Here is a 16,295-nt window from a genome sequence, read left to right as displayed (position 1 = left end):
AATAAAGGGTCTAAACTTGACTCATTTGGCGTTCTTGCTCCCCCTGCGACGAACTCAGCATCAAAGCGCGATCGTACACCGCTAGAGTCTGCTGCACAATCTCATCCCAGTTGTAAACCGCCTGGACATGCTGCCGAGCCGCCTCTGCCATCAGAGCAAGCGCTTTTGAATGCTCGATCGCCCATTGCAATCGTTGCTGACAGGCTGCAACCTCACCTGCCTCAAATAACAATCCTCGCCCATTGGCTAAAAGCTTCTGATGCACCTCAATATTGCTCGCGAGCACAGGCACATTCTCATTCATCGCTTCTAGTAAAACTAACGGCATACCTTCGACATCCGATGGCAGCACGAGCAATCCTGCCCCTCGGACGACTTCAGCCAGTTTGGCTCCGACGAGTTCTCCGGTAAAGACAATCTCATTTGAGGCATACTGCTGTTTCAGCATTTCAGCATAGCCTTGGCTATCACTGTCTCCGCCGACGATCGCCAACTTCCAATCAGTCTGCTTCAAGGTAGCAAAAGCTTCGAGCAATAAATCAGGACGCTTTTCAGGAACTAATCGACCCAAGAACACAAAGTACTTTTGTGGCTGTAATCCCCACGACTGAACAAATTGAAAGGCGGGATCAGAAGCTGCATAACTGGCAGGCGCATTGGGAATATAGTGTGTGTCTCTGCTGTAAGTCGTCTGAAAGTAGTCTTGTAGATCTTCCGACACCGCAATCATGTCATCTGCAAATTTCAAGGCATTCCGCTCGCCTTGGCGCAAAATCCAACGCGAGGTTCTGCCCCACTTTGCTCTTGCCCAATCGAGTCCATGACAGGTCACAATCACACGCGATTTTGTATTCAACCGAGGTAATCCACTAAATAAAGAAGGACCCAATGCATGAAAATGAATGATGTCGTAAGGCTGTTCTTGAAAGCCTGCGATCGTCGAAAGTGTGCCGAGAAATGAGCAACTCAGGGCATCCAATCCGCGTAAATTAAGACTGGGGATCGAAATCACCCGGACTCCATTCACCGTGTCGCGAAACAGCGATCCGGTATAAGACGATCGCGCATACAAATCCACCTGATGCCCTTGCTCAACAATGCGAGGGTATAGCTCTTGGCAATGGTGTTCGATACCGCCCTGCTGGGCAGGAAGCCCTTTCGCTCCAATGACTGCAATTCTCATAAATTTTGTAGGTAAATGAACGACAGTGAGTAAAACCGCACCGCCCTACAAAGGCGATTCAGCAGAATTGGCGATTTGACAAACCGCTTACCAATTAAAGAAGCGTGATAATTTGAGCGCAAATTCGAGCACGAATTTGGTCACAGATTTGATCGCAAATTGAAATCTGATTGACAATGCCAAGATAATACAGTGGCGGTTTTTTGAAACACGAGCTGAAATGCTAAATCCAGCAGAAACAGAATGCTCTAACGACTCAGAAGAAACTACCGAAACCGCAATATTGCCATAATATCGCTACTTTAATCACGAGCATATCATACAATGCTAAATGGCAAATCAATATGTCTCATCTTATAGTGCTATCCTGATTGCTGCCAGAACCGCATCCAGCCGCGTCTCGTCGAGGGTTCAATCCAGCTTACCTGCTCGATTTCATCTTTATTCAAGAAGCGAAAAGCACGAGCATTTTTTTGGCGATCGCGCTGTTGAGAATACCTCAAAGACTGCAAGGCAGTATAAGCCCACGCATTGGCATAATCTGGATCTCGGTCTGCATAAAATAATGCAGTGCGATACGCCAATTGGGCGCGACGATAATGATGATTTCGGTGCTGCAAAAATCCCCAAGTTGTAACAATGCGATCGCGGAACCGAATTCGCGGATAAATAGATGGAAAAACAGGTCTTCTCTCTAAGATCCGATTGACGTTTGCTATCGTGTTTTCTTTCAATGCTTTCAGCAGTTGAACTCGAATAAAATCTTTCTGAGTTCCCCAGTAATGCTCAATTAAATCATCACTGAACGATAGCTGTGTTGTTTGCTCTAAAACAGCGCCAATCGAGAATTGCTCAACAGTAGTGAGCGGAGCGAACTGGTAGAGGTGATCCAATACTTTCACCGCAGATTCGATCAGCAATTGATCCTGCGGATCAATCCCAATCACACCAGAATTAATCATCGACGATCGCGCAGAAATTTGGATCCCCCCGATATTTATTCCTGAGCCTATCTGGTTAACAATCGGCTGCCACAGTTCGCTTTCTCCAATCGCTGCTTCACGAACATGCATCACAGAACATCCTGGAGCAATTCGCTCGAAGAGTTTCCGGGGATGATCAATAAAGTAAGTATCAGTATCAATCAAAGCAGCAGGAGCTTGATAGTGCTCTAGCACCTTTTTCAAGGCGAAAGGCTTAGCCCGATAGAGGTACATTCCATTGTTGGTCCATGCTGCTAATTCTTGCGATGAGAACGTTAAGCGCTCAATGGGAAGGTCAATTCCAATGTCGCCATGCTGGAGCAAGCTTTCCGCAGAGTCAGAAACAATACAGAACTTGATTTCTTCCGGTTGTTCTTTGAGAAATCGGAGAGCAGATAAAACGCTAAAGGCAAGCTCGACCTCGTACAGGCGATCGTCTCCGAACAAAAAGTATGCAATAACTTTCATAGTGCTAGGAGAAAAAATATGCGATCGTGCCTTGCGCCCTCAAACAATCTCGTTTGCATAGGGAACACATCATAAAACAGGACGGGTTACCGATCCGGAGTAAAAAATACGAGCGAAAAAGCCGTTTAGTGCCTCTTGACTATGAGGCAACATTCAGAAACAACCGAGAAACCTAACCCTACTCACTCTATTGAATGCCGAACTCGTCGATTCGACATTCCTCCATCTATCCTTACTGGCAAGTCGAACAAAGTCCGCAAGATTTGATGAAATTTATATTTTTTTAATGCTGCGGATCAGCAAAACTTCCATAGTAGTGTGATCAAGATCACAGCAGAAGCGCGGATAAGATCGCAAAGCGTTGAAAAGACACCCGGTAAGCTAGAGAGGATAGTTTCTGCGCTATCGCCTTTTGCTTTCTATTTTCTGTGCATATGATCTCGCCTCCTCTCAGAATTGTTCAGGTGACCGATCTGCATTTATTTGCCGAATCAGATCGGTGTCTTCTAGGAATGCCAACGTTGCGATCGCTGAACGCCCTGATCACTCAACTGCGTCAATTGCGCCCGCGACCTGATCTGTTACTGCTGACGGGCGATTTATCTCAAGATGGCTCGGCAGATTCATATGCACATGTGCAGCACTTATTTGCTCCCCTTGAGATTCCCACTTATTGGCTGCCTGGCAATCATGACGACATTGAGGTGATGCAGCGATCGCTGACTCAGTTCCATGCAGAGAAATCGTTTCGCTGTAGCAATTGGCAATTCATTCTTCTCAATTCTCAAGATCCAGGTTGTGTTCACGGTCGGCTCTCGAAGGAAAGTTTGCAATGGCTTGATCACCAACTCGCCGAAAATCTCGATGCTCCGACGCTAGTCTCGCTCCATCACCCGCCCTTTACAGTGAATTCGACTTGGTTAGATACGAGTACGTTGCAGAACTCAGCAGAGCTATTGAAAGTGCTCGATCGGTATCCCCAAGTCAAGCTTGTCGTATTTGGACATATTCACCAAGAATTTCAGCATCAACGCAAAGCCGTGACTTATCTAGGGACACCTTCAACTTGCATTCAGTTTGCGCGCGAAAGTGACGAGTTTGCTTTGGGAAAAGAAGATCCAGGGTTTCGACTCATTGAACTTCACTCAGATGGAACCTGGCAATCGCAAGTTAAGCGAGTGGAGTTCAGCTATCAACGTGATTTAGCCGCAACGGGCTACTGAGATGATCTGATTTGAGTGCGCGTCGTGAAAGAGCAATCAAACTGCCGCTTCATTTCTCTAGAATTAATGTGACAGGCCCATCATTCTCGATCGAAACTTGCATCATCGCTCCAAATTTCCCAGTTTCGACCTTCAATCCGCTTTCACGCAACTTCTCAACGAATCTCTCATACATCTGCTCGGCTCGATTGGGAGCAGCGGCTTGATCAAACGATGGTCGTCGTCCTTTTCGGCAATCTCCATACAGTGTGAACTGACTAATCACCAAAATTTCGCCGTTAATTTCCTGAATTGAACGATCGAATCGTCCCTGCTCTCCATCAGGAAAGACTCTGAGATCTAAACATTTACGCGCCATCCAATCAAGCTCTGCTTCTGTATCGGTTTCAGCGATTCCGACGAGAAGATTGACGCCTCGATCGATTTTTCCGATCACTTCTCCAGCGACTAATACTTGGGAGGAAGTAACTCGTTGGAGAATGACGCGCATAGGGTGGGGAGATAGAACTACGGAGTGGAATAAGACGGGTGAAACCGGGGATGCAGTAAGCGATCGACAGGATGATCCTCCTGTAAATGAGAGTGAACGATCGTCTCCACATCTTGCGGCTTCACTCGACAATACCAAATTTCATCAGGCAGGATTCGCACTGTTGGACCTAGATTACATTGTCCTTGGCAACCTGATGCAACGATCGATACTTCAGCATCAGAACTTTCTAAGAAAGCTGCCAGTACCTCGGCTGACCCTTGAGCAAGACAGCTTTGATACTGGCAGACGAATACCTGTTTGGAAGACATGGGCAATTTCAGGAACAAAGGAGCGACAATTTTTACTTTGTCCGTTATGCCCTAGATTGCCCTTAACGACCGAAACCTTTGCCGCGATTTTCTGAAGATACGCCTAGACAAGCTTCGACTTGCGATCGCAGCGCTTCGTGATCTAGGTTTTGACCAATCAGCACTAACTGATTTTTCGGCTTGCCTTTCCACTCATCATCATCGAGTGAAAACCGCTTGCCGCTGAGGTGAAAGATGTGCCGTTTCGGACTTTCATCAAACCAGAGAATGCCTTTCGCCCGGAAGACATTGGTCGGCAGTTGGTTATCTAAGAAATGCTGGAATTTCTTGATACTAAACGGCTTATCGCTCTCAAATGAAACTGAGGTAAACCCATCGTTCTCTAAGTGATGAGAGTGGTGGTGATGGTCATGATCGTGGTCATGGTTGCAATGTCCATGATCGTGATCGCAGTTGGAATGATCATGCGCATGATCATCATGATCGTGATGGTCGTGCCCTTCATGCTGATGTTCTGCATGAGGGTCAAAAAATTGATCGGATTCAAACAAGCCGACGCTGAGCAAAGCACCCAACGGAATCTCTCCCTTCACCGTTCGGAGAATCCGTGCGCCTTCTTTGATATCTCGAATCCGAACTTCTAGCGCATCGACGGTCGCTTCATCGACGAGATCCGTTTTGTTCAACAAAATAATATCGCCGTAAGCAATCTGGCTATACGCCGCTTCGCTATTGAACAGATCTAAGCTGAAGTTTTCAGAATCGACAACGGTAATGATCGAATCTAATCGAGTCAGATCCCGCAGTTCTGTGCCAAGAAATGTTAATGCGACAGGCAACGGATCAGCGAGTCCTGTTGTTTCGACTACTAAATAATCAATTTGATCCTGACGTTCTAGAACTTTGTAGACCGCATCCACCAGATCATTATTGATGGTGCAGCAAATACATCCATTGCTGAGTTCCACCATATTCTTGTCTTCGTCAGTCTGGATGATGAGTTCGTTATCAATCCCAATTTCACCAAATTCATTCACCAAGACTGCTGTTTTCAGACCTTGTTGATTGGTCAGAATATGATTCAGCAGAGTGGTTTTACCACTTCCCAAGAAGCCTGTGATAATCGTAACCGGAAGCCCAGTTTTGGGCGCGTCCATTTTAGGTTCGGACTGAGTGCTGACTGATTGCATAGCACGATCGCATCAAATATCTTTTCCCTCATTATTGCTGATAAGAATCGATTAGGATGGGATATCGTTCGTTATTCACTTGAAAAATTTCATGGCTTTAGTCGTTTACAACACTCTAACCCGCCGCAAGGAACCGTTTGAGCCAATCGAATCGGGTCACGTGAAGATGTATTGCTGCGGAGTGACAGTGTACGATTTTTGCCATTTAGGACATGCTCGATCGTATATTGCGTGGGACACGGTTCGGCGATATTTGACCTGGCGCGGCTACAAGGTACGCTATGTGCAAAATTTTACCGATATTGATGACAAAATCCTCAATCGCGCCCGCGAAGAAGGCTCCACGATGGAAGCGGTTGCAGAACGCAATATTCAACTCTATTTCGAGGATATGCGGCGGTTGAATATTCTGGATGCTGATGCTTATCCGCGGGCAACGAATACGATCGACGGCATCAAACGCTTAATTTACGAATTAGAGCAAAAAGAATTTGCTTACGCTGCCGGGGGCGATGTCTATTACGCAGTTCAGCACGATCGAGAGTATGGCAAGCTCTCAGGACGTAAATTAGAAGACATGCAAGCAGGTGCAAGCGGGCGGGTCGATGATGAGGAACCGAAAAAGCGCTATCCGTTTGATTTCGCTTTATGGAAAGGCGCGAAGCCCGGTGAACCTGCATGGGATTCGCCTTGGGGGAAAGGTCGCCCTGGATGGCATATTGAATGCTCGGCAATGGTGCGGGAGTTTTTAGGGGAAACAATCGATATTCATGTCGGGGGTGCGGATCTAGTATTTCCGCATCACGAGAATGAGATTGCCCAATCAGAGGCGGCAACGGGTAAATCGCTCGCGAACTATTGGCTCCATAATGGCATGGTGAATGTCGATGGTGAGAAAATGTCCAAGTCGCTCGGCAATTTCACAACCATTCGCGATTTGCTCGATAAGAAAGGCATCGATCCGATGGTGATCCGGTTCTTTGTGCTACAAGCGAGCTACCGAAAACCGATCGATTTCACAAACGAAGCCTTGTCAGCGGCTCAAAATGGTTGGGAGACATTAAAAGATGGCTTGCTGTTTGGGTTTAAGCTGAATTCGGCTTTGGAAGGGGAAATCGATCGAACTTCTCAAACCGTGCAAGAATTCCAAGCCGCGATGGATGACGATTTCAACACATCCGGGGCGTTAGCGGCGCTATTCCCAGTTGCAAAAGAACTCCAGCGGCAAGGCAATATTCTAGTGCATGAAGGCAAAACTGACACTGCACCCGATATTTTGCAAGTTCAATGGAAAACCTTAGTCGAACTGGCGAAAGTTTTAGGTTTAGAGGCAGAGCCAGAAGCAGAAAGTTCGGGCGGGTTATCAGACAGTGAGATTGAAACCCTGATCCAGCAACGGAAAGATGCGAAAAAAGCAAAAGATTTTGCCGAAGCCGATCGCATTCGCAACGATCTGCAAGTTCAAGGCATTACTTTGATCGATAAACCAGGGGGCGAAGTAATTTGGCATCGCTAGACTAGAAATCGTGTCTATAATGAGTGACTAATCTTCGTCCCGCGAAAATCCTTCAATCCTGAATTCATCCACGTTCCATGATTTCTCAACTCACACAATTCCTGAATGCGCTGGAGATTCCTGCCGATTGGATAGGACTCCGAGCCACCAAGGAATCATCTACCACTCGTTCGGTGCGCGATCGCGTCCCTGAAACCAATGGCTCGTCTCTCACGCAAGGCGTGATGGTCGAAGTCCTAGTCAAAGGGCAGATCGGCTACGCTGCTACAAATTTACTAACAGTCGAGGGAATTCAAGCCGCAGCAGCACAGGCATATCGTCAAGCGCTTGCAGCTTCAGCATGGAATATTTATTCAACGTCGATCGAAGCGCGCCCCAAAGTTGTCGGTCAATATGTTTCGCCCTTACTAAAGCCCTTCGATGCATTGAGTCCCGGCGAAATTAACCAAATCCTGACCAAAATTACTGAAGAACTCAAGATTTCCGATCAGATTGTTCAAACTAGCGCCACGGCGTTAACGACTGAAACAGAAACCTGGTTTGTCAGCACGAATGGCTCAGAAGTCTATCAACATTTCTTCCGCATCGGCACAGACTACGCAGCAACCGCACAAGAAGGCTCTGTGGTACAACGTCGCACCAATAACGGTTGGCTCGCAGCTTGCTATCAAGGCGGATTAGAATACTTCATCACACCAGAACTTTGGCAGCGCGTACAGCAAGTGGGAGAGCAAGCGATCGAACTGCTCAACGCTGAAGACTGTCCCAGTGAGACAACCACTTTAGTGCTTGCACCCGATCAAATGCTGCTGCAAATTCATGAAAGTGTGGGGCATCCGTTAGAACTCGATCGCATTTTGGGCGATGAGCGTAACTATGCAGGCGGTAGCTTTGTCAAACTTCAGGACTTTGGCAATCTCGTCTACGGTTCACCGTTGATGAATATCACCTTTGATCCAACGGTTTCTGGCGAATTTGCCAGTTACAGTTTTGACGACACTGGCGCACCCGCCACGCGCGAATATTTGATCAAAGATGGCATTTTACAGCGCGGAGTCGGCAGCCTCGAAAGTCAAGCGAGAACAGGTGTCAAAGGAGTTGCGTGTGCCCGTGCTTCTTCTTGGAATCGTCCCCCAATCGATCGTATGGCAAACCTCAATCTCGAACCCGGAACTAAGAGTTTCGAGGAAATCATTGCAGGCATCGATCGCGGAATTTACATGGAATCCAATCGCTCTTGGTCGATCGACGATCAGCGCCACAAATTTCAATTTAGTTGTGAATATGCCAAACGCATTGAGCAAGGCAAACTCACAACCACGTTGCGGAATCCGAACTATCGAAGTATTACACCTCAATTTTGGGGAGGCTTAGTCGAGGTCGGCGATCGCTCAACCTGGCAAATGTACGGCACGCCGATGTGCGGAAAAGGCGAGCCGAACCAGGCAATCACGGTCGGGCATGGCTCTCCCGTAGCAGTCTTTGCCAATATTGAAGTCTTTGGAGGGGGCGCATAGCCGATGTTAGAAGCTAGCTTTAATCAACTGGTTAACGAAATTCGCAGTCAACTCCAACCCGATGAGCAATTTACCCTCACTCTGAACTGTGAGCAAAGCCAGTTCATTCGATTCAATCATGCCAAAGTTCGACAAACTGGAACCGTCAATGATGGCAGTCTTCAACTTGTTTTGATGCACAATCATCGGAGTAGCTACCGAGAATTTCCGTTTACGGGTAATCTTGAGTGCGATCACCAAACGGCTCAAGCTGCGATCGCGCTCCTGCGCGAAGAAGTCCCCCAACTGCCTGAAAATCCTTATCTCGTCCTGCCTTCAGGCAATCACATCAGCCGAGAATCCCATGCTGGCAAGCTCATTGCTGCTGATCAAGTTGTTTCAACCCTGCTTCCAATGGTGTCGGATCTCGATTTCACGGGAATCTATGCCGCAGGTTCTGTGATTCGAGCGTATGCGGATTCAGTCGGTCAACAGCACTGGTTTGACACCGATTCTTATTCGCTAGATTACTCACTGTTTACCGCCGATGGACAAGCCGTAAAAGGCACATTAGCCGGATCGACTTGGGATGAGGCAGCCTATCAATCTCGGATTGAAGAATCGCGCGCGCAATTATCGTTAATGTCCAACGCGCCAAAGCCGATTCAGCGTGGACAGTATCGCACTTATCTTGCACCGGCTGCGATCGCGGAATTGATGACAATGCTTTCTTGGGGAGGAATTAGTGAATCGTCTCACCAACAAGGCGGCAGTTGCTTTAGTGCGATGCGTCGAGGTGAGAAGAAACTTTCGCCTAAGTTCACACTGAAAGAGAATTTCACATCCGGCTTAGTTCCCAGATTTAACGAACTCGGCGAGATCGCACCCTTAGAACTTGCTTTGATCGAATCAGGCGAACTAGTCAACATGCTAACCTCGTCTGCAACCGCAAAAGAATATGGGCTGGAAGCAAATGGCGCAACCCAAGGAGAAGAACTGCGATCGCCCGAAATTCTCCCAGGTGACCTAGACCACGATGCGATTCTCAAAACCCTCGATACTGGACTATATCTATCGAATTTGCACTATTTGAATTGGAGCGATCGCCCCACAGGTCGCATCACTGGAATGACGCGCTATGCGTGTTTCTGGGTTGAGAAGGGCGAGATTATTGCGCCGATCGAAAATCTCAGATTCGATGATAGTCTCTATCAATTTTGGGGAGATAATTTGGTCGCTCTGACGAATTTTCAAGAATTTATTCCCGACATTGGAACGTATGAGCATCGCAATTTAGGCGGCGTTCTTGCTCCTGGAATGATTGTGGAAGATTTTACGTACACGCTTTAATTTCAATCTGTAGAATCGAACCTACTGGAGTGAGTCAGGAGAACAGCCGGATGCTGCCCATGTTTGATCTCAAATCGACTGCTCTGTTAATTATTGACTTTCAAGCAGATTACTTTCACGGTGGCGCAATCCACGTCACTGGCGCTGCGGAAGTCCAACCCAAAGCTCAGCAAGTTTTAGCCGCCGCTAGAACAGCAGGATTGCCCATTATCCATACCAAAGAAGTACATCGTAAAGAAATGGTGGATTTTGGGCGAGAGCTAGATGGTGCTGAACCTGTTCACTGTCTCGAAACTTGGGCAGGAACCGATTTTCATCCTGATTTCTCTCCTTGTGATGGAGAGTTTGCGATCGCCAAACGACGCTACAGTGCTTTCTTTGCCACTGATTTAGATCTACTGCTGCGGGGTCTCGGCATCAAAACATTAGTCATCATGGGCACATTGACTAACGTGTGTGTACACTACACGGCTGTTGACGCTCACCAGCACGATTATCACTTTTATGTCATCGAAGATTGCTGCATGGGTTCAGATTGGGATGCCCATTGGGCTGCTCTCAAATCAATGGCATACTTACAGCAAAAATCCCGCTTGACTCATCACGAATTTATTGAAGCAATGTCTCGCTTAACTCAAGGTGTTGCAAATTAAGCAGTTGAATCGAGTTCAACTGCTAATTGAATTGTCTGTGCCACATTGCATCAATCAGCTATCCTTCAGATGTAAAGGCAGCCTTTAGATATCGAGAAATTGTGAATAGACATGAAAATCTATCCTGAAAGACTCGAAATTACCTGCAAAATCTAGTAGGCTAGCTTCCAATTTGTAAAATATTTTGCCAAACTTACAGTTCATGACTGTGTTTTTCAACACCCCCTATCTCCTGCTGGCACTTAGTACAGCACTCACTGCGATTCATCTGAAACTTATTTGGAGAAGTGGACATCATGGACAATTTCTAGAAGCTGCCCTGATCTGTTGGGCTGCCACTTGGTTTCTCGTCTGGCGCAACCATCAAAACTTGAAATTTGAGAGCAATCCTGTACCGAGCGCGATCGGATCATGCTGTATTGCTTGGGTCTTGCTCAGAAGTCTAGGCATTTCAGAATATGACTCTTTCTTGAGATTTGCACCGATCGTATCTGGAATTGGAGTCGCTTTACTCGCATCAGGCTTTGCCCTGAAACAGTACTGGCGCGCACTTCTCGTATTGGCATGGATGGTGATCCCGACGACGACTCTCTTAACCCAATTCGACATTTCGCCCCTTACTGCAGATGTCAGCGGTAGCCTACTCTGGTACTCCGGATTTCGGGTGATTCAAGACGGGGTTTTACTTCATATGCCGACTGGAAGTGTCGAAGTCTATCCAGGATGTTCAGGGATTCAGCTGATTTGGCAGCATTTGTTACTGGGTTGCTTGTTTGTGATTCTCTTCCCGATCGGACTTATACGATCGCTGATCGTACCCCTCGCTGGAATGCTCATCGCCTTCCTCACAAACGCGATTCGGGTGGCACTGATGGCAATTCTGGTCGCTCAAAATCAGCGAGAAGCCTTTGATTATTGGCATTTAGGTACAGGTTCGCTAATTTTCTCGATGATCTCCGTCGCGTTGTTCGGTTTCCTGTGTTACTTCTTGCTCGAACAAGCCGATCGGGCTGCTGAAAACGATGAGGTGCAAGCATGAAAACCTGGGAGACCATTCGCAATTATTGGTTAGCTGCTGCGCTTGCAAGTAGTAGTTTAGTGCTGCTCAAACTCACAGTTACACCCCCTCAGAAGCTACCCCAACTTAGCTATTCTTTTCCAGCAGCCATTCCCCTGTCCCGCTGGGAATTTGTCAAAGCCACCTCAATTGGCACTCAAAAACGCTATACCCCTTCGCTTGCGACAAGCGTCGATGATTTAACGATCGCTGGACAGCAGTATCGCTATCTTCGCCAGGGTCGCTCTCTGGACATTGAGATGCGCTACTTTAATGACACCTACACCAAAGTCTCGGACATTCTTGAAGAATCTACGATTAACAACACCAAAATTGATTTCGAGACCAAGCGCTCAACGACCGGCAGCTATGCGGTTTATCAGCGATCAAATCGACTTTACTTTTCCGCCTGCATTCCAGTCACTCGGGATACGACCGTGACCGATGGCGAACTCAGAGGCGCGCAGACTCGACCCGATATTCTGATGCAGCGTGTCTTCCCCTGGTTCATCGGGAGAAGTCAACTGCGCGATTTACGCTGTCTCTGGACTAACGCCTCACTCCCAATCGATCCAAAGGCTCCAACGACAACTCGGCAAGACTTAGAGCAAGCTTGGACAGAATGGATAGAGTGGTGGCAGCAGAATTATCCGTCGATCAAAAACGAGTAGAGACGCTCCAGTAGGAACGCCTTTACAGCGTTAAGGGATTATGGCTTCCGTCTTCTGCGACGCTGAATCAAAGCTCCAAATGCGATCGCAGTCCCAGACCCCAGAATTGTCATTGGTTCTGGGACAGGAGTATTCGGGCAGTTTGGTTTATTGGGACAGATAGGATTACCTGGATTACCTGGATTGCCTGGATTGCCTGGATTACCTGGATTACCTGGATTGCCTGGATTACCTGGATTACTCGAACTAACCAGTCCTCCTGGACCACCTGGAGGATTTGAACTGCTATCCTTCCCTCCACCCAAAAACGGAAGTGCACCGAGCAGCAGCAATGGTTCCCAGGGAAATCTTCTCCCACCGACCGTCGTAGGTAAGACTCCTACCGGAGGCGGGGAGGGAAGTTGCGAAACGGCTTCAGGAGGTTCACCCCCGCCCATCGCACAAGTGGTTCCTTTCAACTGCACGATAAAGTCATCAAAATCACGATCTTGTTGTCCTCGGTTCCGCACAAGTTTAGAACCTGTATCGTCCCAATTCACCATCACCCCACTCGAGCACAGATCGCTCGCACCGCCTGTGAATTTAACTTGTTGCTCTTGATTGGGATTCAGAACGTTCTCTGAGTAAAGAATTCCAGTCGGGCGACCATTAAAGCTAGATTCTAAATACAAAACGTATCGCTTGTTTCCTTTAAACGTAAATCGTGCAGTTGGATTTGCAACTGCATTGCTTGGGGTTCCTCGAAAGTCAGTATTGGTTCCAGTATGATTCCGAAACGAGGAAGGCTTAAAAATAGATTCTGCATCATCCGCAGCTTTCGTTTCTACAATCAACGGAGTTTTCTTTTTCGTATCGACTTCCATGACTCCGAAAGTCGATTGATACGCACCATGAGATTCTATGAAGTTAGAATCAAGCGTTGTATCTTGCTCAAATTGTAGCCCCGAGTTATTGATCATCGTAGCAGCACGGACTGGAACCCAGAAATTACTGAGAAGCCATCCCCCTGTAATACTGAGGGTTAGCAGTGTCCACGATCGACGAGAGCCACGATTTGAACAACCCGCCAGTTTAAAAGTACTGACTGGATAAAAGTTTGACTTAGGGCATGTCAAACCGAAGAAACTTTTTGCCATACATTACAGACCTTACAGGAAGACGGAGAGTGTTTTGGTTGATGCCCCTGTAATCTGCACTTGGACTAAGAACGTAATTAGACGTTCTGAGGAAAAGTTGCCAAAATATCAGCTATGAGACTAGGTATTTTTAGCAGGATTTTCAAATTATTGCCATAGAGTCCTGAGTTATTTTACACAAGCTTAAATAATCATCCTGAATAATTACGCAGAACCCTCTTCTTCTTTTAATGTACAAGATAAACCTCGGAAATCGTATTCCTACGGATCAAATTGGCAGACGATCGATATCTCGATTTGCGCCGATGACAACAATCGCAATCCCCTTAGAGAGCCGTGTATTCGGATCAGGATTGATGATAAATTTTCCCTGATGACTAAAGGCAAGCAAGTTTAAGCCGTAGTGCGATCGCAGTCTCAGTTCCGCGATTGTCTTGCCATGGAAGTTTTCGGGTGCGATGAGTTCAACAATACTATTTTCAGGATCAAGCTCAAATCGTTCTAAAATTCCAGGTTTGGTCAGCGATCGCGCTAAGTCGCAACCCATTTCATGTTCTGGAAAGACAACGTGATCGGCTCCAACTTTTTTCAGCAATTTCTCGTGGATTTCTGAGGAAGCTTTGGCAACCACATGACGCACCCCGCCTTCTTTGACGTTCATCGTCGTAATGATGCTTTCCTGAACGTAATTCCCGATCGCAATAATCACAGTATCTTGCTCAAAAATTCCGGCTTCTCGGAGTGCCACTGGTTGAGTCGAGTCGATTTGGCGAGCATGGGTGACAATCCGATCGTTTAACGCTTGATCAACTCTACCCTTATCGAAGTCAGCCGCTAGAACTTCATAGCCAGAGTTATGCATCGTGGCACAAACTGCACGACCAAAGCGCCCCAATCCAATGACAGCGAACTGTCGATTTCGGTTATCCGATTTCAAACTATGGAAGAACCCTAACGACGATAAGTTCACGTCCCTGTCCTCAATATGACTCTTGATTGTTCATGATAATTTGAAAATGTTACCCAACTAGTAAATTTTCTTCAGGATAGTTAACAAAACTCGGCTTGGGATCACCCAGAATCGCACTCATTAAGAGTAAGACTCCGACCCGCCCGACGTACATGACAGCAATGATCACCAGTTGTCCAGGAATCGATAGATTTGCCGTTCCAAAGGCGGTTAAGCCAACCGTGGCAAAGGCTGAGACAACTTCAAACAGAATGTGAATGAAATCAAGTTTGGCATCGGTCAGAGCAATGAGGATGGTTGCCCCAATCACAGTGCCGATCGAGCCAACAAGCACAGCGACCGCTTTCAGAATCAGAGCGGAAGGAATCTGCCGCTGTGAGCCTAAAACAACTTCTTTGCCCTGTAGAACAGCCTTGGTGCAGTCTAATAAAACTCTGACCGTTGTAGTTTTGATGCCGCCGCCCGTTCCGCCTGGACTTGCACCCATAAACATGAGCGCGATCGTGATGAACAAGCCCGCAGTCGTCATTTTGGTAATGTCGATCGTATTAAATCCGGCAGTGCGGGGTGTGACAGATTGGAACCAAGCTGCCATCAGTTGATGCGGCAAACTTAAAGCTCCAAGCGTATTGGGATTACGGAATTCGGTCGCGTAGAATGCGATCGTACCGAGAATTAGAAGCGAGATCGTGGTGCTAGTTGCAACTCTAAAATTGAGAGAAAAATTTGAGCGGCAAGGATTGCGCATGATGCGATTGCGAATCCATTGATATAGCTCCATAATGACTCCGTAGCCGATCCCGCCAAAAATAATTAATCCAGTGATCGTAAAGTTCATGACTGGATTGGTTACGTATTGCACCAAGTTGTCTGAGAACAAGCCGAATCCCGCATTATTAAAGGCGTTGACGCTGTGAAAGATTGATTGCCACAGTGCCCACAAGGGTTGATCCTGATATTGTGGGACAAAAACGGTCATCAACAGAATCACACCCGTCAGTTCAAAAACTAGAGTCGTTGCGATAATCGATTGCAGAAGCCCTGCGAGTCCTGAAAGTCCTTGGACATCCAGTGATTGTTGAACTGCGATTTTCTCTCTCAGTCCTAATCGTTTCCCAAGCAGGAGTAATAAAACTGTGGTAGCAGTCATGTAGCCAAGTCCTCCGACTTGGACTAAGAGCACCAGAAAAAACTGCCCCCAGAATGAATAAAACTTGCCGACATCGACAACTGATAGCCCTGTTACACAGACGGCTGAAGTTGCGGTGAAAAGGGCTGCAACAGGGCTGTTCCATTCTCCGGAAGCGGTTGAGAAGGGAAGCATTAAGAGCAGAGCGCCGACTAGAATTACTGCGAGAAAGCCTAGACAAATAGTACGTGCGACAGTCATGAATACGTTGCGGGAGTACGACCAAGCAGAAAGATTGTAGGCTAAATATGCAGAAGAGATTTAGCTTAGCCTGCTGATGGATCAGATTAGATTTCAGTTTCTCACGGTTCGATCGTGCTGAATCAAAATCTCGATCGTTAGCTTCATAATCCTAGCTAAACGCTCTCGATTCTGCTGGATATTCAAACGATTGAGGAATTTGATGGTT

General features: G+C 47.0%; 15 protein-coding genes. 7 read left to right on the top strand and 8 right to left on the bottom strand.

Translation table 11 applies throughout. From position 1 onward, the window contains the following. Positions 1 to 10: 10 nt before the first annotated feature. Positions 11 to 1,183 carry a glycosyltransferase family 4 protein gene (locus LEPBO_RS0117170; protein ID WP_017288796.1) on the bottom strand — a complete coding sequence of 391 codons (1,173 nt, stop codon included), beginning with the start codon at positions 1,181 to 1,183 and terminating at the stop codon, positions 11 to 13. A gap of 362 nt (positions 1,184 to 1,545) precedes the next feature. Further along, positions 1,546 to 2,634 carry a hypothetical protein gene (locus LEPBO_RS0117165; protein ID WP_017288795.1) on the bottom strand — a complete coding sequence of 363 codons (1,089 nt, stop codon included), beginning with the start codon at positions 2,632 to 2,634 and terminating at the stop codon, positions 1,546 to 1,548. A gap of 434 nt (positions 2,635 to 3,068) precedes the next feature. Here LEPBO_RS0117165 and cpdA point away from each other — a divergent pair, with 434 nt between their 5' ends. Then, a complete protein-coding gene (gene cpdA / locus LEPBO_RS0117160) occupies positions 3,069 to 3,857 on the top strand; it encodes a 3',5'-cyclic-AMP phosphodiesterase (RefSeq protein WP_036044675.1) in 789 nt (262 codons plus the stop codon). Positions 3,858 to 3,906: 49 nt separating this feature from the next. On the opposite strand, the gene dtd is transcribed toward cpdA, so the two are convergent. Genes dtd through LEPBO_RS0117145 form a run of 3 tightly spaced genes read right to left on the bottom strand, consistent with a single transcriptional unit; the run spans position 3,907 to position 5,848 of the window. Beyond that, positions 3,907 to 4,347 (bottom strand): D-aminoacyl-tRNA deacylase, encoded by a 441-nt coding sequence (gene dtd, locus LEPBO_RS0117155; protein ID WP_017288793.1) that lies wholly within the window; start codon positions 4,345 to 4,347, stop codon positions 3,907 to 3,909. A gap of 17 nt (positions 4,348 to 4,364) precedes the next feature. Then, on the bottom strand, positions 4,365 to 4,664 hold the full coding sequence (locus tag LEPBO_RS0117150; RefSeq protein ID WP_263970849.1) for a (2Fe-2S) ferredoxin domain-containing protein: 300 nt from the start codon (positions 4,662 to 4,664) through the stop codon (positions 4,365 to 4,367). A 56-nt stretch (positions 4,665 to 4,720) separates the two neighbouring features. Then, complete coding sequence (locus LEPBO_RS0117145) at positions 4,721 to 5,848, bottom strand: CobW family GTP-binding protein (RefSeq protein WP_017288791.1); 1,128 nt, start codon at positions 5,846 to 5,848, stop codon at positions 4,721 to 4,723. A 91-nt stretch (positions 5,849 to 5,939) separates the two neighbouring features. Here LEPBO_RS0117145 and cysS point away from each other — a divergent pair, with 91 nt between their 5' ends. The 6 genes from cysS to LEPBO_RS0117110 all read left to right on the top strand — a co-directional run bounded on the left by cysS (position 5,940) and on the right by LEPBO_RS0117110 (position 12,591). Continuing rightward, positions 5,940 to 7,364: a cysteine--tRNA ligase gene (cysS, locus tag LEPBO_RS0117140; RefSeq protein ID WP_017288790.1), complete on the top strand. Its 1,425-nt coding sequence runs from the start codon at positions 5,940 to 5,942 to the stop codon at positions 7,362 to 7,364. Between the two features lie 77 nt (positions 7,365 to 7,441). Continuing rightward, positions 7,442 to 8,881 (top strand): TldD/PmbA family protein, encoded by a 1,440-nt coding sequence (locus LEPBO_RS0117135; protein WP_017288789.1) that lies wholly within the window; start codon positions 7,442 to 7,444, stop codon positions 8,879 to 8,881. Between the two features lie 3 nt (positions 8,882 to 8,884). Then, positions 8,885 to 10,210, top strand: coding sequence for a TldD/PmbA family protein (locus tag LEPBO_RS0117130; protein ID WP_017288788.1), 1,326 nt, complete (start codon positions 8,885 to 8,887; stop codon positions 10,208 to 10,210). 50 nt (positions 10,211 to 10,260) lie between these two features. Next, a complete protein-coding gene (locus LEPBO_RS0117125; protein WP_017288787.1) occupies positions 10,261 to 10,863 on the top strand; it encodes a cysteine hydrolase family protein in 603 nt (200 codons plus the stop codon). 208 nt (positions 10,864 to 11,071) lie between these two features. Beyond that, positions 11,072 to 11,902, top strand: coding sequence for a cyanoexosortase A (gene crtA / locus LEPBO_RS37395; RefSeq protein WP_190711086.1), 831 nt, complete (start codon positions 11,072 to 11,074; stop codon positions 11,900 to 11,902). Beyond that, entirely contained in the window at positions 11,899 to 12,591 is a 693-nt protein-coding gene (locus tag LEPBO_RS0117110; RefSeq protein WP_017288784.1) for a cyanoexosortase A system-associated protein, read from the top strand. The genes crtA and LEPBO_RS0117110 overlap by 4 nt, the downstream gene beginning before the upstream one ends. A 38-nt stretch (positions 12,592 to 12,629) precedes the next feature. Here the strand turns inward: LEPBO_RS0117110 and LEPBO_RS43630 are convergent, their stop codons facing one another. The 3 genes from LEPBO_RS43630 to LEPBO_RS0117095 form a co-directional block, all read right to left on the bottom strand. Next, the gene (locus LEPBO_RS43630) at positions 12,630 to 13,727 is read right to left on the bottom strand and encodes a PEP-CTERM sorting domain-containing protein (RefSeq protein ID WP_096735589.1); all 1,098 of its coding nucleotides are present in this window, start codon (positions 13,725 to 13,727) and stop codon (positions 12,630 to 12,632) included. Between the two features lie 268 nt (positions 13,728 to 13,995). Continuing rightward, a complete protein-coding gene (locus LEPBO_RS0117100) occupies positions 13,996 to 14,697 on the bottom strand; it encodes a potassium channel family protein (protein ID WP_017288782.1) in 702 nt (233 codons plus the stop codon). A 49-nt stretch (positions 14,698 to 14,746) separates the two neighbouring features. Beyond that, complete coding sequence (locus LEPBO_RS0117095) at positions 14,747 to 16,087, bottom strand: TrkH family potassium uptake protein (protein ID WP_017288781.1); 1,341 nt, start codon at positions 16,085 to 16,087, stop codon at positions 14,747 to 14,749. Between the last annotated feature and the right edge of the window lie 208 nt (positions 16,088 to 16,295).

This window comes from Leptolyngbya boryana PCC 6306 (genome assembly GCF_000353285.1).
Classification (GTDB): domain Bacteria; phylum Cyanobacteriota; class Cyanobacteriia; order Leptolyngbyales; family Leptolyngbyaceae; genus Leptolyngbya; species Leptolyngbya boryana.
This window is presented reverse-complemented; position numbering and strand designations above follow the sequence as displayed.